Raw genomic sequence first — 20,839 nt, 5'->3', positions numbered from 1 at the left:
AAGCTTGCTTATGGACGAGCCGATACTTCGATACCATGGAACATTTTGCTTTGGCCTTCCTCATTGCGAATCGCTTTTTGCCAAGGTTCTTCAACATGCTCAAGTGCAAATTCAATCCGCTGCATCAACGCTTTACGTTCCTCAAGGTTATCCACGACAACCGAACGAATATGCTCCAGACCCATGCGTTCCACCCACTCGGAAGTCCGTTCCAGATAGTTACCTGTCTCGCGGTAATATTGCATGATGGCTCCGCACAGTTCAATCAACTCTTCATCTGTTTTCACTTTGCATAAGGAATCAGCCAGTCTAGCTTTAATACCGCCGTTACCACCGATGAAGATTTCCCAGCCTCCGTCGTTACCAACGATACCGATATCTTTGGTACACGCCTCTGCACAGTTTCGCGGACAACCGTTGACGGCATATTTAAACTTGGCTGGCAGATCAAGACGTTCGAATTTACGTTCAATGCGAGCACCCATGGCCATGGAATCCTGTGTACCGAATCGGCAGAATTGGGAGCCGACACATGTTTTGACCGTACGCAGCGATTTGGCGTATGCATACCCTGAAGGCATATCCAGTTCAGCCCAGACTTTAGTCAGATCTTCTTTTTTAACACCAATCAAGTCGAGACGCTGACCACCGGTAACTTTGACTGCTTTCACATCATATTTGACTGAAACGTCAGCGATACGTTTGAGGTCCGCTGGTGTAGTCACCCCGCCATACATTCGAGGTACAACCGTATACGTTCCATCCTTTTGAATATTCGCGTTCATACGTTCGTTAACAAAACGGGATTCTTTCTCATCTTCGTGAGTATCTGGTGCAATCATGCCAAGGTAATAGTTGATCGCCGGACGACATTTGGAACAACCTTCAGGTTGACTCCAACCCAGTACATTCATGACCTCTTTGGTTGTTTGTAATCCTTTTGCACGAATCTCGGCTACAATCTCATCCCGTCCCATGGAAGTACATCCGCAGATGCCCTGTTTGGCCCCAGTACTGAAACTGTCTCCAAGTACATATTGCAGAATCTGTTCCACAACCGGTTTACACCCACCACAAGAGCGTGTTGCACCGGTACAGGCTTTGATTTCATCAACAGTAGTAAGGCCCTGGTTTGTAATGACATCAACAATGGCTCCTTTGGTTACCCCGTTACATCCACAGACGATCTCGTCCTCGGGCATCGTTTCAACAGAGGTTGCTTTCTTATGACCGCCGCAGCCTGTACCCATGAGTGAACCATACAATTCTTCGGTCATTTCGGTTTGATTTTTAATCAGTTTTTGCAATTCGGCAGAATCCGTAATGTCACCGAAGAGAACGGCGCCGACCATTTTATTATCACGAAGCAGAATTTTTTTGTAAGTCCGTTTCCAGTCATCTTTGTGTGAAATGACGGTGTGCTCTGGACTGTCAATGAATTCACCGGTTGAAAAGACGTCTACACCCGAAATTTTCAATTTTGTGGATACAACAGAACCCTCATATGGAGCGGTCTCCACACCGCAGATATGTTTCGCCAGAATCATACCTTGCTCGAACAATGGGGCAACGAGGCCGTAACATACCCCGCGGTGCTCTGTACATTCCCCGACCGAATACACATTCTCCAGGGAAGTCTGCATATAGTCATCCACGACAATACCCCGGTTCACTTCCATACCGCTTTCGCGGGCTACAGCCGTATTGGGTTTAATGCCTACAGCCATGACCACAAAATCAACATTCAGAACCGTATCATCTGCAAAACGAATCCCTTCAACGCGTTCGCCGCCCAGCAGTTCGGAAGTCTGCGCACCCATCTTGAACCGGATACCCTGACGTTCCAATTCAGCTTTCAACATGGCTGAAGCTTGCGGATCAAGCTGACGCTCCATCAAATCCTGCATCAAGTGCACTACGGTAACTTCCATGCCGAGTTGTACCAAACCTTTGGCAGCTTCAAGCCCCAGCAGTCCGCCCCCGATGACGGCCGCTCTTTTGTACTGTTTAGCAGCGTCGAGCATCACATTACAATCAGCGATATCGCGGAAACCGACAACACTCTCTTTGTCGTGTCCCGGTACGGGGAGAATGAAGGAGTTGGAGCCTGTTGCAATGATAATTTTGTCATAAGAAACGCGAGTTCCATCTTCAGTCACAACTTCGTGTGTCTCGGCATCGATTCGTGTAACCGTTGTGTCTGTGTGCAGCGTAATGCCGTAATCTTCATACCAGTGAAGGTCGTTCAGCACGATGTCATCCAGTGTTTTGCTTCCTTCCAATACATAGGACAACATAATGCGGTTGTAGTTAGGGTAGGGCTCTGCGCCAAAAACGGTAATATCAAATCGCGATGTTAATTTCAAAATTTGTTCTACGGTACTGATTCCTGCCATTCCGTTACCTATGATAACGAGTTTCTCTTTTTTTCCGTTCATGTGTGTATGCCTCCTTGGATAGACGCTGTACATTACCAACAATTTTAGTGGTTTATATTTGAAATTATACAAGTAGTTGACGACAGTTTATGTGATTTAATTCACTAATAAAGATAGAAGAGTCATTAATATAATAGTGTGAGCCCTATCACAGAAAGTCATATTTATTTTCATACAAATAAGAAATGCGAACTATTGTTCTTATTTTGTTTTCGTTGTAAAATCGGAACTGGGCCGTATTGTTCCCGATTTCTTCGAAAGGACGTTTTTGCATCATGATGGGAAGATCCCACCTTATTATCGGGACAGGCGTGTCGCTTTCTGTTCTGCAGTTGGCCGGTATGCCGGTGACTGCACCGGCAGTTACGGTTGCTCTGATTGGTTCGTTATTGCCTGACATTGATGAGCCAAATTCGCTGCTGGTATCCAGAGCCTTGCCCAACAGTCTGATCAGGTTGTTACAGACGATTCTGTTGCCCACAGCTGTATTTGTGTACTTCTATGTTCATGCCAAACCATGGAACCTGTTGCTTGCGATCCTCATTGCGCTCGTGTCATTCCTGCCTTCACGTTCGCTTCGCAAAGTGTTGATGTTTGCGATTGGACTTGGGCTGGTCTTCTATGGTCACGCGTTCGCACCGTGGAACTTGATTGCAGGCAGTTTGTTAATGCTCTGCACCACACTGACTCATAGGGGACTGACACATACCCTATACGGAACCGCAATATGGGCGGGCTTGTTGTACAGCACGACCCAGCAGCAGGGACCGGAGATTTGGGTAGCGGGAGGCACGGCATATGCGATGCATCTGTTGGCCGATTCACTAACCAATCGGGGTATTCGTCCGTTACCACCGCTCAAGTGGCGCATACGGGTGAATCTGATGAGTACAGGGACCAAGCGTGGGGCCGTTGTAGAGAATGTCTGCATTGTGCTTACTCTTATTTTGGCCTGGATTGCATTCTCACCGCTATTTCTATAGCCATCCAAAAACGCCAGCCCGCATATTGTGGGCTGGCGTTTACAGGTATGCATTTCATAATGAATAAATCGTAATAACCTAGCCAGTTCAGGATTGAGAAGGAGAATCAGTCAGGTCATCAATATCGGAAGAACCGAATACAAATAAAACAACAAGAATGACAATGATCAGTAGTTCAGCGAACCCATTTCCGTCAAAGTCAGACATCACTTCAACCTCATTTCTTGGCGTTTAGGAATTGATTCTCTGTTGGAAAGCCCGTATAACGTCATTCAACGTCATATCGCCACCGATCTCATCGAGGAATTGCACCAGTTTATCTTGATTCGAGGGTGTAATATTTTGTAGCGATTTATACTGCCCGACCAGTTCAACGACCAGTGTAGCTTCTCGAAACAACGTGACCGCATCCACTCTTAACTTCCCACTTACCAGTAATGCTGCAACGATAAGTTCCAGATTTCTTCCTTTAAGGTTGCCATTGAGAAGGGTGTTTGCGGCATTTGTTTTTTTGGAACCTTTATTCGATTTTCCATTCCTTCTCACTGCCATAACAGGTCCCCCGCTGTTTGGTGTTTAATTCATCTTCCGTTATTGTATCTTATGTGTAATCCCATATAATGTTCGGCCTATTAATCTACGTACGTTGAACTAAAAAATATTTTCACTTTCCACTCCGAATGACAGAATAACCTTTCTCGTGTAAATGTGTCCAACTGAATAGTTGTGGATATAAAAAAGAGACCTCCCGATATAGTTAGGAGGTCTCTTGTCAACTGTTACGCGTTATTAATTATGGTATTCATCGTTGTCCGATCCAGACCTTTGACCAGCTTCACAATCAGCTCTTTGGCCGCATCGTAGTCATCCGTATGAATGATGGAAGAAGACGTGTGGATATAACGTGCGCAGATACCAATAACTGTTGATGGTACACCAATGCCACTCAGGTGAACTTGACCTGCATCGGTACCACCTGGTGAGATGAAATATTGCATTTTGATCTGATTGGATGAAGCCGTATCTTGAACATATTCCACCATTCCGCGATGGGTGAACATGCCCGGGTCAAAAATACGAAGCAATGCGCCTTCTCCGATATGTCCAAATGACTGTTTGTCACCTGTCATATCATTCGCCGCGCTACAGTCAAGTGCAAAGAAGATATCAGGCTGAATCAGATTGGCCGCCGTACGTGCACCGCGAAGCCCCAGTTCTTCCTGAACCGTTGCACCAGCGTAAAGTGTGTTAGGTAGTGTTTCCTTGTGCAGCGCTTCAACCAGTTCAAGTGCAAGTCCTACGCCGTAACGATTATCCCACGCTTTAGCCATAATTTTCTTCGGGTTCGCCATCGGCGTGAATTCACAGATTGGTACGATCTGCATCCCTGGATGAATGCCCCAAGATTCTGCTTCTTCACGGTTGTCTGCTCCAATATCGAGATACATGGAATTCAGATCAACAGGTTTGTTCCGCTGGGACTCGTCCAGCAAGTGTGTAGGAGTAGAACCTACAACTCCGGTAATCCGACGATCAGGTGTGATGATTTCCAGTCGCTGAGACAGTACAGCCTGACTCCACCATCCACCTAGAGGACGGAATTTGACCATACCCGTTTCCGTAATGCCTGTAGTCATGAAACCAACTTCGTCAAAGTGTCCGGCTACCATAACTTTAGGACCGGATTCCTCACCGCGTAATACACCAAATAGACTCCCCAGGCGATCCTGGACGAACTCATCGGTATAAGCGGAAAGCTTATCTTTCATCCAGCCGCGAAGCTCACGTTCAAAACCGGATGCGGAAGGAAATTCCGTCAACGTACGGAACATATCCATCGTTTTTTCATTCATGTGTCAACAACTCCTCTGTTGGTATGTATTTCAGGTCACAGTAGAACGGCTACCCGCCTGTTGTCCTTTTAAGATGTAGTTCAAAAAGTCTTTTATCTTTTTGAACATGCACTTTAATATGCTGAGGACTTGTTATTTAACCACTGGTCACATTACAGTATGAACCTTGCGCAAGTGATTGTCCATGTTTATGTCACGTATTTAAGGCATATTTTGGGCGCTTACCGTGTCCAAGTTTCATGACTCTATCCGCTGTAGTCGCAGTCCTGATGCCACTTCAATGAATATGAATATATGGAGGAGATGTCATCACTTTGTGAAGTTCTTTATTTCAATATTTGTTTGTCTGTTTACAGGAAGGAGCTAAATATCCAATGAAGCCTCCAGAAGAGGGCACGGAAAAAGTACTGTTTATCGTTCTTTTTATCTTGCTCGTGATTGTTCTTCTTTATTTATAGACGTATCTAAAAGTCCTCAAATCCGGCGTATTCCCATCTTGCTTTCACAACATGATCTTGTTGGAAACATATGCTGTCTGTCGCCGGATACATAACCTTCCGATTATTAACAAACAATGAATATAGAATTACACACATTGGCATTCAGCCGTAGCTTTGAACCATTTTCACATAGAGGAGGTCTTGTATCTTGCCAGCTCAATCTGCATCCGGAAGCGAAAAAAAATCATCGTCCCTGTCCATGGATGAAAAGGAGTACAAAAAAGTCGCAAAAAAACATGAGCCGCCTCGTCCAATCCTGAAAAATTGCCTCAAAGCTTTTCTGGTTGGGGGTACCGTCTGTTTGATTGGACAGGCCATTCAAGAGGCTTTTATGGCCGGTTTCGACATGACATCGAAGGAAGCTTCCAGTCCTACGGTGGCGGTCATGATTCTCATATCGGTTATTCTAACGTGTCTCGGCGTTTACGATAAAATGGCTCAATGGGCAGGAGCAGGAACTGCTGTGCCGGTTACCGGCTTTGCCAATTCCATGTGTTCCGCTGCACTGGAACATCGTGCTGAAGGATTGGTGCTCGGTGTAGGGGCCAACATGTTTAAACTTGCTGGTTCCGTTATTGTGTTTGGTGTCGTGGCAGCATTTGTCGTAGGGATTGTTTACGCCTTTTTAGGATTTGGAGGTGGGCACCTATGAAGCGATTGGGTCGCCAGACATGGCAGTTTGAAAATCGTCCGCGGATCATCGGTAAAGCCGCAGTTGTAGGACCAGAAGAAGGCGAGGGTCCACTGTCATCTGATTTCGATTATGTCTACGACAACCTCGAGATCGGCGAGAAAACGTGGGAAAAGGGAGAACGCAAACTGCTCGAACAGGCCTCCCAACTGGCTTTGGTTAATGCAAATATCACCAAGGAAGAGCTTCAATATTTTGTTGGTGGAGATCTGATGAATCAGATTATCAGCAGTTCCTTTTCAGCACGAAAACTGGGTGTACCTTACCTGGGTGTCTTTGGTGCTTGCTCCACATCCATGGAAACATTAGCTCTGGCCTCCATGATTGTTGACTCCGGAGCTGGAGATTATGTCCTTGCAGGAACGGTGAGCCACAACTGTACGGTGGAAAAACAATTTCGTTATCCGACGGAGTATGGCTCCCAAAAGCCGCCTTATGCGCAATATACCGTCACAGGAGCAGGGTGTGGTGTGGTCTCCCGTACTGGTGATGGTCCCGTTGTTACCAAAGCGACCATTGGACGCATTATGGACTTGGGCATCAAGGATCCCTTTAATATGGGTTCAGCCATGGCGCCAGCAGCAGCCGACACTATAATCTCTCATTTCAGGGATACGGGATTGGAACCCGGCTATTATGATCTCATTGTGACTGGGGATCTGGCTTCCGTCGGTCTGCCTATTACAAAAGAGCTTTTGCAAAAAGAAGGCATTCCCATGGAACAGACGGTATTTAATGACTGCGGCCTGATGATCTATGATCGGGAGAAACAGCCTTATGTGGTTGCCGGGGGAAGTGGCTGCGGATGTTCTGCCACCGTCACCTATGGTCACATTTTGAACCGGATGCAGAAGGGTGATCTTAAACGGGTGCTCGTTGTTGCTACCGGGGCGCTGTTATCTCCGATTTCGTACCAGCAGGGTGAAAGTATTCCTTGTATTGCACATGCCGTAGCCATAGAAATGGAGGGATAAAGGTAATGCAGTTCTTGTGGGCATTTATTGTTGGCGGTTTAATCTGTGTTATCGGACAGCTTCTAATGGATGGGGTTAAACTGACGCCAGCTCATACCATGAGTACACTTGTTGTAACAGGTGCGCTTGCGGATGCATTTGGCGTGTATGACCCCTTGGTTAAATTTGCAGGTGCGGGTGCTACCATCCCCATCACAAGTTTCGGTAATTCCTTGGTGCACGGGGCATTGACGGAGCTGGAAAAAGAGGGATGGCTGGGTGTGATTACAGGGATTTTTGACCTGACTGCGGCGGGAATATCGTCAGCGATCATCTTTTCTTTTCTCGCGGCATTGGTCGTTAGACCAAAAGGCTAACATAGAATGAGAAATCTACTCGAACATATTGCGATTCAGCAGAGGCTTCGGATAACTTTTATCCGGGGCTTTTTTGTCGTATTCATGCGAGAACTGCGGTGAATCTGACGGGCTGGAAACAAATTGTGAGTTCCTTCGAGTGTACTCGTGACTCTGGATCATGTACAATAAAAGGAAATCTGTATGCTTTTTTAGGAGGTTAGACCACATGCCTGTGCGCAAAGAGTCGATCCAAATCATATCCGCAGTTCGTTCTAATCTGGAATCCTGTATTATGGGGAAATCCTTTGAAATTCAACTTTTACTTACAGCTTTGCTTGCAGGCGGGCACGTTCTGATTGAAGACGTACCGGGAACTGGAAAAACGCAGTTAATCAAGGCATTATCGAAATCTATGCGTGGTGAGTACCGGCGTATTCAATGTAATCCTGATATTTTACCTAGTGATATTACGGGCGTATCTGTGTTCCATCCGAAGGATGAGCGTTTTTATTTCCGGCCAGGTCCTGTGATGACCAACATTTTGCTAGCTGATGAGATTAACCGGGCCACAACAAAAACCCAATCGGCTCTGCTCGAAGTGATGGAGGAGCGCAGCGTAACCGTTGATGGCGATACGTATGATCTGCCACATCCATTCATGCTCTGTGCAACTCAGAATCCGATTGATTTTGAAGGTACGTATACTTTGCCGGAAGCCCAACTCGACCGGTTTATGTTGAAAATAAGTCTAGGTTATCCCGATAAAGAAATTGAGAAAATCCTATTGAAACAGCATCAGCTCGGTCAGCCTGTAGATCGCCTTGAATCCGTGACTCATATGGACCAGATCTCGGCAATCCAGCAGGAGATTAAAGAGGTCTTTATCGGTGATCCGGTTATGGACTATTTGCTGGATGTTGTTCGTCAAACTCGCTCCCACCCATCTGTATTGCTGGGTGCCAGCCCACGGGCAGCCATATCGTTCATGATGGCCGTAAAAGCCTTTGCTTTCTTGCAGGAACGTGATTATGTGCTTCCGGATGATGTGAAAACGATGGCCCCTTATGTGATCTCTCATCGTATTGTGCTTCGTCCCGAATCGAGACTGGACAGTATGAGTTCCGAGGCCGTTTTGAATGCCGTACTCCAGCAAGTACGCGTGCCCGTCTCCATGGGGCAATAGTTCATGAAGCCGCTTTTGAGAACAGTCAATAGAGGGTTACGCCACCCACGCGTATGGAGCATCGCTATGGTGTGGATGTGCTGTCTGGCTTATGTTTTGTTTCAGGGCGGGAAGACATCCCTTATGTTGCTGTCGATGGTGACCCTGCTCTGTGTGTACCTTGCCATTGCTGGATTTAGCGGGGTAAGACGTGCTCAAGGAGTTCGTAGGTTATCTTCTGGTCCAGACCACGAAGAATTGCTGCATGCGGGTGACCAGGTTCAAGTACAGCTGAGTCTGACGATTCCGGGATTCCTCCCGCTTCCCTATGTTGTTGTACGTGAAATGCTGCATCGGCATAACGGAGAATCGTGGTCGTTCAAGGAAAGTTTGATTCCCAATATGCGAGGTAATGGGGAGCTGTCATTCCAGACGCCGCCACTTGAGCGGGGGAAGTATGTTTTTTCAGAAACGGAATGTGCCAGCGAGGACATATTTGGACTGATTGAATATCGAGGAAAGTTTAAGGCCAAAGGTGAGTTTCGCGTACTGCCAAGAACGGTATTTATTCCATATTGGCAGCTCTACGACCGCAAATCACGGTTATCCGGTCCTCAGACGGCGTTAACCCGTTCACGGAGAGAGACCACTCAGATCAATGGTGTACGTGACTACGTATACGGAGATCGACTTTCCCGCATTCACTGGAATGCAACGGCAAAGACAGGGAACTGGAAGTCCAAGGAGTTTGAACATGAGTCTGTGCCCAAAACCGTTCTGGTTTTGGATGCGCTGGCATCAAGTTATGAACATGGGGATGCATTCGAAATTGCCGTTTCCACGGCTGCCTCTCTGCTGGAGTATGGTGTAAGGGAACGAATGGGGATGGGGTTGTTGACATTGTCAGACCAGACATCCTTCATGGCCCCCAGTGAAAGTCTGATGGAACGACAGAAGATGATGCATCATCTGGTGGATATTCAATATAACGGTCAGGATACCCATCTGTTGCCCGGCGTAGAAAGAATTGCACGTCAACTGCCTCAGGGAGCTTACTTTGTCGTGATTTCTCCCCAGAAGGATGAAAAAATAATGGAACTGTTGCGCTGGGCCGATACGCGGGGCATGACTCCATGTCATATTCTGATCGATACCAGTGAATCCCGCCGGAGTGCCGAGTGGAATGCCATGTTGCGTGGAAGAGGCACGAGGTCATTCACTGTTTCTCACTTGCAGGAGCTTCCAACGGTGATGGGGGGAGGTTCTGTATGAGTACAAAAGGAATTGAAAGTGTTACAGGCAAACGATCCTGGTATCATGCAGCGTCATTGCTCTGGATTTTCCTGATTGGAATGCAGTGGATTTCATTTACGCAGGAATCGTGGTACACGGAGACCACTTCTCTGGTGTTATGGACACTTGCAGCAGTCAGTGTGCTGGAGGTCATTCTGCCCTTCAAAACGATATATCGCGCGATTATCAAGGCGGTCGTTGTTGGTTACATTTTGCATAAAACGCTGATCGATTATACGGTGTACATCCCTTATGGCTCTTTAACAGACCGAGCGGAGCAATTCATATTACACATGACGCCGTACATCTGGTTCTCCTTGTGTGCATGGGTGATGCTTGAAGCTGCGCTTCGACTCGTGACCACAACACGTCGCATTCTTGTTTTTCTGGGTGTTAACATCATTTCGATGGGGATTCTCGATTCTTTCACCCAGATTCCACTCTGGATTGAAATCGCGTGGGTGATGTTTGCGGGGATGGGATGGCTCGTATGTCAGCATTTCCGTAACTATCAGCTACAGTATCCTCAAGGTTGGAAACGGATCATCCGGTATCCTTATAAAGTCCTGGCCAATATTGCTATTATCTTTTCTTTGATTATTGTAGCCAGCGTTAATATGCCGGAGATTCCACCCACCTTGACGGACCCATACACGGCGTGGCGTAACTATACCGGAACTTCCACAAGTCAGGCTGGTAACGGAAACCTTGATATTCCCGCGGCTACCGAATCGGGATACAGCAGGGAAGACAATCAGCTGGGTGGAGGTTTTAACTTCGACTATACCCCTGTCATGTCTGTCACGACCAATGAGCGCAGTTACTGGCGTGGTGAGACACGTGCAGAGTATACAGGCACAGGCTGGGATGACCGTGGACGGGGTGCGACAGAGAATGTTGAAGCCGGACAGCCTCTGGAGAACCAAGAATCCGGTAATGTGAATACCAAACAAGTGACTCAGAACGTAACGATGCTGAATGATAATGTCTATCCGATTCTCTTTGGTGCTTATTCGATCTCGGAAGTGAGCTCCATTAATGGTGAGGACAGAACGGAACGGATGTTGTGGAATGCCGAACAGGCTGAACTGCATGTGGTGACAGACCGTCAGCAACCACAGTATCCCAAGACGTATACTATCGTATCGGAAGCCCCTGTGATTGTGGAAGATGAGCTTCGTACAAAGTCATTTGAAGATCTGTATAACAGTAATCCGGCAGATGATATGTACTTGCAGTTACCATCCCGTTTCCCTGACCGGGTTTCGGATCTGGCAGCCGAGATAACGGCATCTGCGAATACTCCGTATGAAAAAGTGGCATTACTGCAAAACTATTTACAAACTAATTTTGAATACACGAACAATCCGGATTTATCTCGAAAAGTAAGCGGCGACTTTGTGGAAGGTTTCCTGTTCGATATTATGGAAGGCTACTGTGATTACTTCTCGACTGCGCTGGTGATGATGGCGCGCTCGGAGGGCATTCCTGCAAGGTGGGTTAAAGGTTATGCGCCTGGACAACTGTCCCTGAATTCGGACATGCAGGCTCCACGTCAACCTGGCGCGGAGATTGAGACGACCTACACCGTTACCAATGCAGATGCACACTCCTGGGCAGAGGTTTACTTTGGTGAGTATGGATGGATTCCTGTTGAAGCAACGCCGGGCTTTGATATGCCGCTGCTAACAGAACAGCCTGATGTACAGCCTGTAGATGAGCCAGAAGAAGAGCCAGAAGAGGAGCCGGTACAAGAGGAAGAGCAGACCCCTGCACCTGAGCAGACATCGTCTGCCATCCCGACTTTTGTTATCTGGGCTGCAGGAGCCATTATTGTATTGTGGGTAGCCTATATGTTCTGGCGTAATCGTTTCTCCATGCGATTCTTCCTGCTTCGTCTACGGACAGGTGGACCGCTCACCCCTGAACAGAAGGTAGTGGCAGAGACCGAGCGTTGGATTCAGTATGTGAAACGCAAAGGGTTGACCCGGAGCGGAGACGAGACACTTCGTGAATCGGTAGCCCGCTGGAGCCAGTCAAAACCTGCTGCAGAAGCTACATTGCATGAGCTTCTCACGAAGTTTGAACAGACTCGTTACAGTCCGGCGTCCGTAAAAGCCGACGACTGGAAGGCCGTCTATCAGACTGCCTTGAAGCTGCGGAAGGAACTGAAAGCGGAACGGGCATAGTTGTTGCCCGTCCCGTTTTTCCTTTTTTCCTATGCCATCAGGCACTGTATGCATTTTCAGGAAAGACGGATTTGTGATATAGTGTGTCGTATGAAACTGAGGTGACTTCTTTGTTTAAAATGTTAATGCCCAAGCTGCGTGTAGACACGGTTTTTGACATTAATCTGGAAGAGCTGTACGCTCAAGGCTACCGTGGAATTATAACTGATCTGGATAACACACTCGTTGGAGCCAAAGCCCCTGACGCTACGCCCGAACTGATTGAATGGTTTGCACGTGTGAAAGAGGCAGGTTTCAAGCTGATGATTGTGTCCAATAACAATTTGAATCGTGTATCCCTGTTTGCGACCCCGCTGGATATCCAGTTTGTGCATAGTGCACGCAAACCATCGAATGTACCGTTTCGTAGAGCAATGAAAATGATGGAGTTATCTCCTGAAAACACGATTGTAGTAGGCGATCAGATGCTTACGGACGTTTATGGAGGGAACCGAATGGGGTTATATACCGTTCTGGTACTGCCAATCTCCATTGGGGACGAAGGTTTTATGACCCGCTTCAATCGACGCGTGGAACGGATTGCTCTAACGAGTTTACGCAGGAAAGGCTTATGGCTTGAGGAGGAAAAGAAGAAATGACAGAACCGCATAACGGCAATCTTGCCGTAAGGTGCAGCGGATGCGGCGTGCATCTGCAAACAGAAAATTCGGAATTACCAGGGTTTATCCCCGAGAAGGCGTTGGATCGTGAACCGGTTATATGCCAGCGCTGTTTCCGCATCAAAAACTACAATGAGTCATCATCCGTTACGGTGGATCAGGACGAATTCCTGGCGCTGCTTAGCAAAATCGGGGATAAGGATGCACTTGTCATCCATATCGTTGATTTGTTTGACTTTGATGGCAGTATTATCTCCGGTCTGCAACGTTTTGTAGGCAACAACCCAGTATTGCTTGCTGTGAACAAAACGGATTTGCTTCCGAAGGTAACCAACTGGAACAAGGTTCGCAATTGGGTACAAAAGCAAGCCAAAGAACAAGGTTTGCGCACAGTGGATGTAGTCTTGTGCAGTGCGAAGCAAAATCAGGGCTTCGACCGACTGCTTGAGCTCGTGGGAACGTATCGCGAAGATCGTGACGTGTACGTGGTTGGCGGTACCAATGTGGGTAAATCCACACTGATTAACCGTCTGATCCGTGATTACAGCGATCTGGAGCAGGAACTGACCACGTCCCGTTATCCGGGAACGACGCTGGATATGGTAAACATTCCGCTGGATGATGGAAAATATATCATTGATACGCCTGGAATCGTGTATCCATGGCGTTTCAGCGAGATTGTTTCACGTAAGGATCTCGCTGCCATTATGCCGGAAAAACCGCTTAAACCGGCTGTTTATCAGTTGAACTCCGGTCAGACGCTGTTCTTTGGCGGCATGGCTCGATTCGACTTTGTTGAAGGTGATCGCCAGTCGTTCACTTGTTTTATCAGCACTGCGCTTGATATCCACCGGACGAAGCTGGAGCGTGCAGATGATCTGTACCGCGACCATCTGGGAGAATTGTTGTCTCCGCCAACCCGTGAGGATGCAGCAGAGATGGCTGAATGGACCAGACATGAATTCCGCATCAAACGCGGCAGTCAATCGGATGTATTCATCTCGGGTCTGGGCTGGATTAAGGTTAATGGCGATATTGGAGCGCTTGTTGCTGTTCATGCTCCAAAAGGCATTCGTGTACAGATCCGCCCATCCTTGATCTAGTAATCTCAGAAGCTGTACATCAGATGGATCGGAGGCGGACCTATGTCTGAGCAGAACAAATTCAACTCTTCACTTCCCGTGTTGCTTGGCGTTATGGGTGATCCTATTTCTCATTCCAAGTCTCCGGCAATGCACAATGCGGCTCTGCTGGCTGCAGGAGTGAATGGAATGTATATGCCACTGCATGTTCATCCGGATCAACTGGAAGCGGCAGTTCGGGGAATTGTGGCACTGGGCTATCGTGGTGTCAATGTCACCATCCCGCACAAAGAGCAGGTGATGCAGTATCTGGATGTGATCGATGAAAGTGCTCGCCTGATTGGTGCGGTGAATACCATCGTCAATGAAGGTGGAACACTGACAGGGTACAATACGGATGGTATTGGTTATGTCCGATCGCTGAAGGAAGAGGCTGTGCCTGAGCTTGCTGGTAAACGTATTGCTGTACTCGGAGCAGGAGGAGCAGCGAGAGGTGTCATATATGCACTTGCACTGGAGAAGCCTGAGCGGATCCATATCCTAAACCGTACAGCGGACAGGGCTATTGCACTTGCTTCGGATTTGCGGGGGCATGGCTTGGGAGAAATCTCGGGCAGTGGCATGGAAGACGTTGCGACGGTACTGGCTACGGCTGATATCGTGATTAACACAACCGCTGCAGGAATGCACCCGTATGTTGATGACGTACCGGTTGATCCCACACTGATCCGTGAAGGAGCAGCGGTGAGTGATCTGATCTACAATCCGCTGGAGACCCGTCTGCTTCGAGAGTCGCGGATGCGAGGATGCACGGTGCACGGTGGTCTGGGTATGTTTGTATACCAAGGCGCAGTGGCCTTTGAATATTGGCTTGGCATCCCGGCTCCTGTGGAAACGATGAGACGTGCTGTACTAAACAGTTTTGAAGTGTGAAAATGATATCAAGAGTGCAATCGGAGTCACCTTGTGTACTCAGTGATCATTTTCACCATTGAAAAATAATAATTGAATGGTCAGGTCCGGACAGTTTTTGCGCTGTCGATCAGGGCCTGCTCAACATAAGGAGTATGGAGTATTCATGTTAAACGGTAAACAAAAGCGCTTTTTGCGGTCACAGGCACATCACCTGACCCCTGTATTTCAGATTGGTAAAGGTGGAACCAACGAGCACCTGTTCCGTCACATCGAAGATGCGATTGAGAAGCGCGAATTGATGAAAGTGCAAGTGTTGAACAACAATGATGAGGACAGAAAAGAGATGGCAGAAGAAGTTGCCCGTGAAACGGGAAGTGAGCTTGTACAACTCATCGGTAACACAATCATCCTGTACAAAGAATCTCGCGATAACAAACAAATCGAACTACCTAGATAAGGGAGCGTGACGCAGGTGAAGATCGGTATCATGGGTGGTACGTTTGATCCGATCCACATGGGACACCTCCTGGCAGCTGAAGCGGCAAGGGACTCACATGCACTGGATGAGATCTGGTTCATGCCTTCCCATGTTCCACCTCACAAACGCGGAGCCGGAGCTTCGGGACAGCAACGTCTTGATATGACGGAAGCGGCTGTGAAGGGTGTGCAGCAATATGAGGTGCTGGGTATCGAGATGGAATTGGGCGGAGTGTCTTATACCATCGATACGATGAAGGAGCTGTGGCGTCGCCATCCTGAACATGAATTTTATTTCATTATCGGGGCGGATATGGTGAACTATCTTCCCAAATGGGAGCAGATTGAAGAGCTTGCAGAACGCTTAACCTTTATCGGAGTTGGTCGGCCGGGCTTCCAGTTACATCTGGATGATTTACCAGACGAGTTACAGGATCGGGTCCTGCTGGCCGAGATGCCCTTGGTCGATATTTCATCGACAGCCGTACGCAGACGTCTGGCCAAAGGACATTCGGTACGCTTCATGATTCCTGATGAAGTGCACCAATACATTGTAAGGAGCGGTTTATATGGCACTAAGCCGTGATGAACTGATTCAAGCCGTATCCGGACAAATGCCGGAGAAACGCTGGAAGCATACACTGGGTGTGATGGAATCGGCAGTGAAGTTGGCTGAAAAATATGGGGCTGATCCTGTGAAAGCAGATTTGGCAGCGATATTGCATGATGTGGCGAAGTACTGGCCCGTAGCCGAGATGGAAGCGGTCATCCGTGATAACGGATTAAACCAGGAACTTCTGCAGCATGACAAACAACTCTGGCATTCCGAAGTCGGTGCTTTTGTAGCCAAGCGTGATTACGGTGTGGAAGATTCCGAAGTTATTAATGCCATCCGGTGGCACACCTCGGGTCGGGTAGGCATGAGCTTGCTGGACAAAGTGGTATGTCTTGCCGATTACATTGAACCGGGACGAGATTTCCCGGGAGTGGATCACATTCGCGAACAGGCTGAACGTAGTCTGGAGGAAGGTTTAATTGCCGGATTCGATTCGACGATCAGCTTGCTGATCTCGCAACGACGTGTCATTTATCCTTTGACTATGCTGTCGCGGAATGACTTAATTGCACAATTATAGAGGTTGTTCAAAAAGCCCACTTTTGATTACGAAGGATGCCTAGCGGCATCATCAGCATCGAAGATGAAATTCAGCTGAAATGTCCGTTGCTCACGTAGTTTGCCTACGCTCCGCTACTCCATTTCTAGCTTTATTCCATCTTCTCGGTACTGAAAACTGATCTTTTTGAACACACAATTATAGATTATGGAGGTTGGTTCATGACAGTATCATCGAAAGAACTTATGAATATGGCGGTTTCTGCCGCTGACGACAAAAAGGCATCCAATATTGTAGCGTTGGATCTGATTAATGTTTCTCTGGTGGCAGATTATTTTGTTATTTGTCACGGGAATTCCGATACACAGGTACAAGCCATTGCCACTGAAATTCGCAAACAGGCTCATGCAGCCGGAGCGACGATCAAAGGTATCGAAGGTATGGATTCCGCACGTTGGGTACTGATGGACATGGGCGATGTTGTTGTTCATATCTTCCACCGTGACGAGCGTGAATACTACAACATTGAACGACTATGGTCTGATGCCAAAGTGGTGGAAACTGTATGAGTTTGATTGCTGGAACAGTCGTCTCTTTGCCGGTTTCACGTGAAGTGTCTCCGTTTGGCTTCTTTTTGACGACAGGATCGGAAGATGTACTGCTTCACTACACCGAGTTAACGCGGGATATTAAGATTGGTGAGACGCTTGAGGTATTTGTATTCTTTGATACCGAAGATCGTCTGGCGGTAACGATGAAAAAGCCTTATCTCATGCTCGGCGAAATGGCACGACTGGTTGTGGCTGATGTTCACCCACGACTGGGCTGTTTCCTGGAAATGGGACTTGGACGGCAATTGCTGCTTCCTATTCGTGAACTGCCTGAATTGGAAGAACTGCGTCCTCAAGTAGGGGATGAAGTCTTTGTAATCATGGAACATGACAAGCAGGGACGTCTGCGTGCCAAATTGGCCGGGGAACGTGAGCTTTCACCATTGTCTTTCCATGCGCCAACTTCATGGTTAAACGAGTGGGTTGAAGCGACGGTATACAAACCACTGCAGATGGGTACTTTTGTACTTGTAGAGGGCGGTGTGCTGGGCTTTGGCGCGATTGGTATGATTCATTCATCCGAACGCAGTCATATGCTGCGTCTTGGTGAGAAAGTGAAATGTCGGGTTACACTGGTACGTGAAGACGGACGTGTGAATCTGGCCATGACTCAACTCAAACAAGTTGGACGTAACGAAGATGCAGACAAACTGCTCGCCTTTATGAAAGAGCGTCCTATGGGCGGAATGCCATACTCGGATGCAACTCCGCCGGATATCATCAAGCAACGCTTTGGCATCAGTAAGTCTGCTTTCAAGCGTGCCTTGGGCAAATTGATGAAAGACGGATTGGTGGTCCAAAAGGAAAGCTGGACGTATCTGTCCGAATCTGCTCCTGCGGATCAAAGTGAAAACAAGTAATCTTCTTGATTGAATATTTCGTAATATGAAACTCGGAGAAGGCAGGGCTAGGCTGGGTAAATACCGGATACCCCTGCTTTTTCTATTGTTATATAAATTGAACTAAACATTTACACGAAACGGAGAGGACAGAAAGAACCTGAAGAAGTGTAGCGTTCGCCTTTATCCCCGGATTTAATCCTTTATAAAAGGAATCAAAAAAATCTGGGGATAACAGCGATCGGAAGGTTGTTCTGTCATTGGAGTGTCCAGTGTAAATATTCTTTAGTTCAATTTATATAGATTAATTCGAAAATGAAATTGAAAGTGCGGTGCCTGACATGTCTTACCGGAAATTTGCCTATGTGTATGATGAATTAATGGAAGATATGCCTTATCCGGACTGGATAAGGTTTGCAAGAACAGCATGGGAAAAGCATGGAATGCCCAAAAGTGTCGCTGAACTTGGCTGTGGAACGGGCTCCATTACGATCCCGCTCGTGAACTCCGGTTTCGAAGTTACAGGCATTGACCTCTCATCAGATATGCTGTCGGTTGCACGCAGCAAGATGGAGGCTACGCCTCAGGGTCATCGCTTGTATCGCGAGGGCAGTGTCCGTTGGGTGCAGCAGGATATGCGGGAATGGCGAGTTCCAGAACCTGTGGATTCGGTGATATCTTTCTGTGATTGTGTCAATTATTTGCTTGAACAAGAAGATGTCATTCGAACATTCCAGCGGACATACGAGATGCTGAAGCCTGGTGGTACGTTCCTGTTTGATGTGCATCATCCCAATACCCTTATTCGTTATGATGAGGAGCAGCCTTTTGTACTGGATGAGCGCTCCGTATCTTATATTTGGACTTGTGATCTGGACCAGGATCGCTGTGAGATTGAGCATCATCTCAGTATTTTTTCGCGTGTGGATGATGGTAGCAAGGATATGTACCAGCGGTTTGAAGAAGTTCATGTCCAGCGTGCATATAATCCGGACTGGATGAAGCTGGAGTTATCCAAGGCAGGTTTTAGAGACGTGAAGGTATATGCGGATTTTGAATGGAAAGAGGCCGGAGACAGCGCGCAGCGCTTGTTCTACGTGGCTGTGAAGTAAGAGCGAATAATGAGAACTGTCCTTATGGTGCATAAGGGCAGTTTTTTTTGATTTTTTTATGGAGAATGAATAGCAATATTCTTAAATAGGGTAAAGGAATGCAAGAAAAGACATAATCACGTGACAAAAAGTATTGCCAGTTAAAGTAAAGGAGGCGATAATAGTCGGATAGAAAGCGTTTTCTGAGAAAATAAATCAATTGTCAATGTGAGGTGTAGAAATGGAAAGTACATATAAAACAAGACTTACGTCAGAACAGTTGAATGCCATAATAGAGCAGCATTTCTCTGCAAGTATACAGGACTACAAGGAATTGGTGGATGGCTGGGCCAATCATGCATATCTCATTACACTGAGTGACGCACAGCGAGTGGTACTCAAAATTGCACCGTCAGCTTCGACAAATCTGATGCGCTGTGAACAGGATCTCATGATTGCCGAAGTTGAGGCACTACGCCTCATCACGGAGCTACAGGATGTTCCCGTACCCCAAGTGCTGGCTTATGATGACTCGTTAACTATGGCTTCAGCGCGTTATTTTATCATGGAGTACATGTCTGGAACACCCTATAATCAGGTCAAGGATCAATATTCTGCGGAAGAGCAGGAAGCCATTGAACACCAGCTCGGTCGGTACAATCGTCGAATTAATGAAATCAAGGGCAAGAAGTTTGGATATTTCTCGGAGCAAAAACAGCGATATTCCACATGGAAAGAAGCATTTATGAATCTGATGGAGGATATTCTTACCGACGGGGAAGAAGCCGGGGTTACATTTTCAATAGATTATCCTGAATTGAGACGCTTGATTGGAGAAAAATCGAATGTGCTGGACGATGTAAAAGAACCTGTGCTTGTGAGTTGGGATCTGTGGGACGGCAATGTGTTAGTAGACGCAGGTCGCATCACAGCAATTATTGATTTTGAACGTTCACTGTGGGCAGATCCTCTGATGGAGCATTATTTCAGTCATTTTAACTATACGCCCGGTTTTGTGAAAGGGTATGGGCATGCGATTACGACTGAAAGTGAGCTGAAAAGAAGAAGTCTCTATGACTTGTACTTTGATCTGGTGCTGCGCATTGAGTGCGCTTATCGTCAATATGATAATCAGGAACATGTGAATTGGACCATTCATAATCTGGAGGAAGGCATTGAGCGTTTTCGGTTATCTTGAAAAGAAACCAGCGTTATGAACGGTACGAAGCGTAGACTTCAAGATAGCGATTATAACGTGTAATATTGACTTTGGGCTTGCTTTTTTATATAATGGTCCCGATATTGTATACATATTTCGATGATAAGGATCAGTAGTAATTCCTGTACATAACAGAGAGCCGGCGGTTGGTGCAAGCCGGTTGACAGTGATTTGCGAACTCGCCTTGGAGAAATGCGGTGATTACACCATTCTGTTTAACCTGCTTGTATAAAGCTTGGGTTCAGGAATGGAAATCCGCATCGGTTAACCGCCGTTACAGGTCCAAAGGGAGTGGATGACGAAGCACGTTCGTCCGCTAACTAGGGTGGTACCACGGGAATTCAACCTCTCGTCCCTAGCGCTGCAAACGCTACGGGATGCTGAGGTTTTTTTGTTGCAATTAAAGCTAA

20 protein-coding genes and 1 other annotated feature are annotated in these 20,839 nt (G+C 47.2%); of the genes, 17 read left to right on the top strand and 3 right to left on the bottom strand.

The window, feature by feature from the left end:
* Positions 1-8: 8 nt before the first annotated feature.
* Complete coding sequence (gene nirB / locus MHI12_RS21580) at positions 9-2,438, bottom strand: nitrite reductase large subunit NirB (protein WP_405170254.1); 2,430 nt, start codon at positions 2,436-2,438, stop codon at positions 9-11.
* A 275-nt stretch (positions 2,439-2,713) separates the two neighbouring features.
* On the opposite strand from nirB, the gene MHI12_RS21575 reads away from it, so the two are divergent.
* Positions 2,714-3,421, top strand: coding sequence for a metal-dependent hydrolase (locus tag MHI12_RS21575; protein WP_036615169.1), 708 nt, complete (start codon positions 2,714-2,716; stop codon positions 3,419-3,421).
* Positions 3,422-3,652: 231 nt separating this feature from the next.
* Here the strand turns inward: MHI12_RS21575 and MHI12_RS21570 are convergent, their stop codons facing one another.
* Together MHI12_RS21570 and MHI12_RS21565 are read right to left on the bottom strand one after the other, a co-directional pair.
* Complete coding sequence (locus tag MHI12_RS21570; RefSeq protein ID WP_036615167.1) at positions 3,653-3,973, bottom strand: hypothetical protein; 321 nt, start codon at positions 3,971-3,973, stop codon at positions 3,653-3,655.
* A 227-nt stretch (positions 3,974-4,200) separates the two neighbouring features.
* The gene (locus MHI12_RS21565) at positions 4,201-5,274 is read right to left on the bottom strand and encodes a M42 family metallopeptidase (protein WP_405170253.1); all 1,074 of its coding nucleotides are present in this window, start codon (positions 5,272-5,274) and stop codon (positions 4,201-4,203) included.
* Between the two features lie 648 nt (positions 5,275-5,922).
* Between MHI12_RS21565 and spoVAC the strand changes: the two genes are divergently transcribed.
* The 16 genes from spoVAC (at position 5,923) to MHI12_RS21485 (ending at position 20,408) form a co-directional block, all read left to right on the top strand.
* Positions 5,923-6,426, top strand: a complete 504-nt coding sequence (gene spoVAC / locus MHI12_RS21560) for a stage V sporulation protein AC (protein WP_036615164.1) — start codon at positions 5,923-5,925, stop codon at positions 6,424-6,426.
* Positions 6,423-7,439: a stage V sporulation protein AD gene (gene spoVAD, locus MHI12_RS21555; RefSeq protein ID WP_405170252.1), complete on the top strand. Its 1,017-nt coding sequence runs from the start codon at positions 6,423-6,425 to the stop codon at positions 7,437-7,439. Before spoVAC ends, spoVAD begins: the two co-directional genes overlap by 4 nt.
* Positions 7,440-7,444: 5 nt before the next feature.
* On the top strand, positions 7,445-7,795 hold the full coding sequence (spoVAE, locus tag MHI12_RS21550; RefSeq protein WP_036615159.1) for a stage V sporulation protein AE: 351 nt from the start codon (positions 7,445-7,447) through the stop codon (positions 7,793-7,795).
* 208 nt (positions 7,796-8,003) lie between these two features.
* Positions 8,004-8,960 (top strand): MoxR family ATPase, encoded by a 957-nt coding sequence (locus tag MHI12_RS21545; RefSeq protein ID WP_036615157.1) that lies wholly within the window; start codon positions 8,004-8,006, stop codon positions 8,958-8,960.
* A gap of 3 nt (positions 8,961-8,963) precedes the next feature.
* Complete coding sequence (locus MHI12_RS21540; protein ID WP_405170251.1) at positions 8,964-10,211, top strand: DUF58 domain-containing protein; 1,248 nt, start codon at positions 8,964-8,966, stop codon at positions 10,209-10,211.
* A complete protein-coding gene (locus MHI12_RS21535; RefSeq protein WP_405170250.1) occupies positions 10,208-12,421 on the top strand; it encodes a DUF4129 domain-containing transglutaminase family protein in 2,214 nt (737 codons plus the stop codon). Before MHI12_RS21540 ends, MHI12_RS21535 begins: the two co-directional genes overlap by 4 nt.
* A 110-nt stretch (positions 12,422-12,531) precedes the next feature.
* Complete coding sequence (locus MHI12_RS21530; protein WP_036615148.1) at positions 12,532-13,059, top strand: YqeG family HAD IIIA-type phosphatase; 528 nt, start codon at positions 12,532-12,534, stop codon at positions 13,057-13,059.
* Positions 13,056-14,183, top strand: coding sequence for a ribosome biogenesis GTPase YqeH (gene yqeH / locus MHI12_RS21525; RefSeq protein ID WP_017687184.1), 1,128 nt, complete (start codon positions 13,056-13,058; stop codon positions 14,181-14,183). The genes MHI12_RS21530 and yqeH overlap by 4 nt, the downstream gene beginning before the upstream one ends.
* A gap of 42 nt (positions 14,184-14,225) precedes the next feature.
* A complete protein-coding gene (gene aroE / locus MHI12_RS21520; RefSeq protein ID WP_405170249.1) occupies positions 14,226-15,095 on the top strand; it encodes a shikimate dehydrogenase in 870 nt (289 codons plus the stop codon).
* A gap of 145 nt (positions 15,096-15,240) precedes the next feature.
* Positions 15,241-15,534, top strand: a complete 294-nt coding sequence (gene yhbY / locus MHI12_RS21515; RefSeq protein WP_017687186.1) for a ribosome assembly RNA-binding protein YhbY — start codon at positions 15,241-15,243, stop codon at positions 15,532-15,534.
* A gap of 15 nt (positions 15,535-15,549) precedes the next feature.
* Entirely contained in the window at positions 15,550-16,140 is a 591-nt protein-coding gene (locus tag MHI12_RS21510; RefSeq protein WP_074095918.1) for a nicotinate-nucleotide adenylyltransferase, read from the top strand.
* Positions 16,124-16,690, top strand: a complete 567-nt coding sequence (yqeK, locus tag MHI12_RS21505; protein WP_405170248.1) for a bis(5'-nucleosyl)-tetraphosphatase (symmetrical) YqeK — start codon at positions 16,124-16,126, stop codon at positions 16,688-16,690. The genes MHI12_RS21510 and yqeK overlap by 17 nt, the downstream gene beginning before the upstream one ends.
* A 200-nt stretch (positions 16,691-16,890) precedes the next feature.
* Positions 16,891-17,238 (top strand): ribosome silencing factor, encoded by a 348-nt coding sequence (rsfS, locus tag MHI12_RS21500; protein ID WP_405170247.1) that lies wholly within the window; start codon positions 16,891-16,893, stop codon positions 17,236-17,238.
* A complete protein-coding gene (locus tag MHI12_RS21495; protein ID WP_036668546.1) occupies positions 17,235-18,140 on the top strand; it encodes a S1 RNA-binding domain-containing protein in 906 nt (301 codons plus the stop codon). The genes rsfS and MHI12_RS21495 overlap by 4 nt, the downstream gene beginning before the upstream one ends.
* A 320-nt stretch (positions 18,141-18,460) precedes the next feature.
* Entirely contained in the window at positions 18,461-19,231 is a 771-nt protein-coding gene (locus MHI12_RS21490; RefSeq protein ID WP_249912226.1) for a class I SAM-dependent methyltransferase, read from the top strand.
* Positions 19,232-19,451: 220 nt separating this feature from the next.
* The gene (locus tag MHI12_RS21485; protein WP_405170246.1) at positions 19,452-20,408 is read left to right on the top strand and encodes a phosphotransferase family protein; all 957 of its coding nucleotides are present in this window, start codon (positions 19,452-19,454) and stop codon (positions 20,406-20,408) included.
* A 111-nt stretch (positions 20,409-20,519) separates the two neighbouring features.
* Positions 20,520-20,789: a binding site (T-box leader), on the top strand.
* The last annotated feature ends 50 nt before the right edge of the window (positions 20,790-20,839 follow it).

The sequence above is a fragment of the Paenibacillus sp. FSL H8-0280 genome, assembly GCF_045040665.1.
Classification (GTDB): Bacteria; Bacillota; Bacilli; order Paenibacillales; family Paenibacillaceae; genus Paenibacillus; species Paenibacillus xylanexedens_A.
Note: the sequence above shows the minus strand (reverse complement) of the source record. Positions and strands in the feature narration are given on the sequence as shown.

Excerpts from the sequence above, each read along its gene's own strand:
- MHI12_RS21495 (WP_036668546.1), top strand. The coding sequence starts at position 17,235 with ATGAGTTTGATTGCTGGAACAGTCGTCTCTTTGCCGGTTTCACGTGAA.
- aroE (WP_405170249.1), top strand. The coding sequence starts at position 14,226 with ATGTCTGAGCAGAACAAATTCAACTCTTCACTTCCCGTGTTGCTTGGC.
- nirB (WP_405170254.1), bottom strand. The coding sequence starts at position 2,438 with ATGAACGGAAAAAAAGAGAAACTCGTTATCATAGGTAACGGAATGGCA.
- MHI12_RS21575 (WP_036615169.1), top strand. The coding sequence starts at position 2,714 with ATGATGGGAAGATCCCACCTTATTATCGGGACAGGCGTGTCGCTTTCT.
- MHI12_RS21535 (WP_405170250.1), top strand. The coding sequence starts at position 10,208 with ATGAGTACAAAAGGAATTGAAAGTGTTACAGGCAAACGATCCTGGTAT.
- MHI12_RS21565 (WP_405170253.1), bottom strand. The coding sequence starts at position 5,274 with ATGAATGAAAAAACGATGGATATGTTCCGTACGTTGACGGAATTTCCT.
- spoVAE (WP_036615159.1), top strand. The coding sequence starts at position 7,445 with ATGCAGTTCTTGTGGGCATTTATTGTTGGCGGTTTAATCTGTGTTATC.
- MHI12_RS21570 (WP_036615167.1), bottom strand. The coding sequence starts at position 3,973 with ATGGCAGTGAGAAGGAATGGAAAATCGAATAAAGGTTCCAAAAAAACA.
- rsfS (WP_405170247.1), top strand. The coding sequence starts at position 16,891 with ATGACAGTATCATCGAAAGAACTTATGAATATGGCGGTTTCTGCCGCT.
- MHI12_RS21485 (WP_405170246.1), top strand. The coding sequence starts at position 19,452 with ATGGAAAGTACATATAAAACAAGACTTACGTCAGAACAGTTGAATGCC.
- MHI12_RS21545 (WP_036615157.1), top strand. The coding sequence starts at position 8,004 with ATGCCTGTGCGCAAAGAGTCGATCCAAATCATATCCGCAGTTCGTTCT.
- MHI12_RS21540 (WP_405170251.1), top strand. The coding sequence starts at position 8,964 with ATGAAGCCGCTTTTGAGAACAGTCAATAGAGGGTTACGCCACCCACGC.
- spoVAD (WP_405170252.1), top strand. The coding sequence starts at position 6,423 with ATGAAGCGATTGGGTCGCCAGACATGGCAGTTTGAAAATCGTCCGCGG.
- yqeH (WP_017687184.1), top strand. The coding sequence starts at position 13,056 with ATGACAGAACCGCATAACGGCAATCTTGCCGTAAGGTGCAGCGGATGC.
- MHI12_RS21490 (WP_249912226.1), top strand. The coding sequence starts at position 18,461 with ATGTCTTACCGGAAATTTGCCTATGTGTATGATGAATTAATGGAAGAT.
- yqeK (WP_405170248.1), top strand. The coding sequence starts at position 16,124 with ATGGCACTAAGCCGTGATGAACTGATTCAAGCCGTATCCGGACAAATG.
- yhbY (WP_017687186.1), top strand. The coding sequence starts at position 15,241 with ATGTTAAACGGTAAACAAAAGCGCTTTTTGCGGTCACAGGCACATCAC.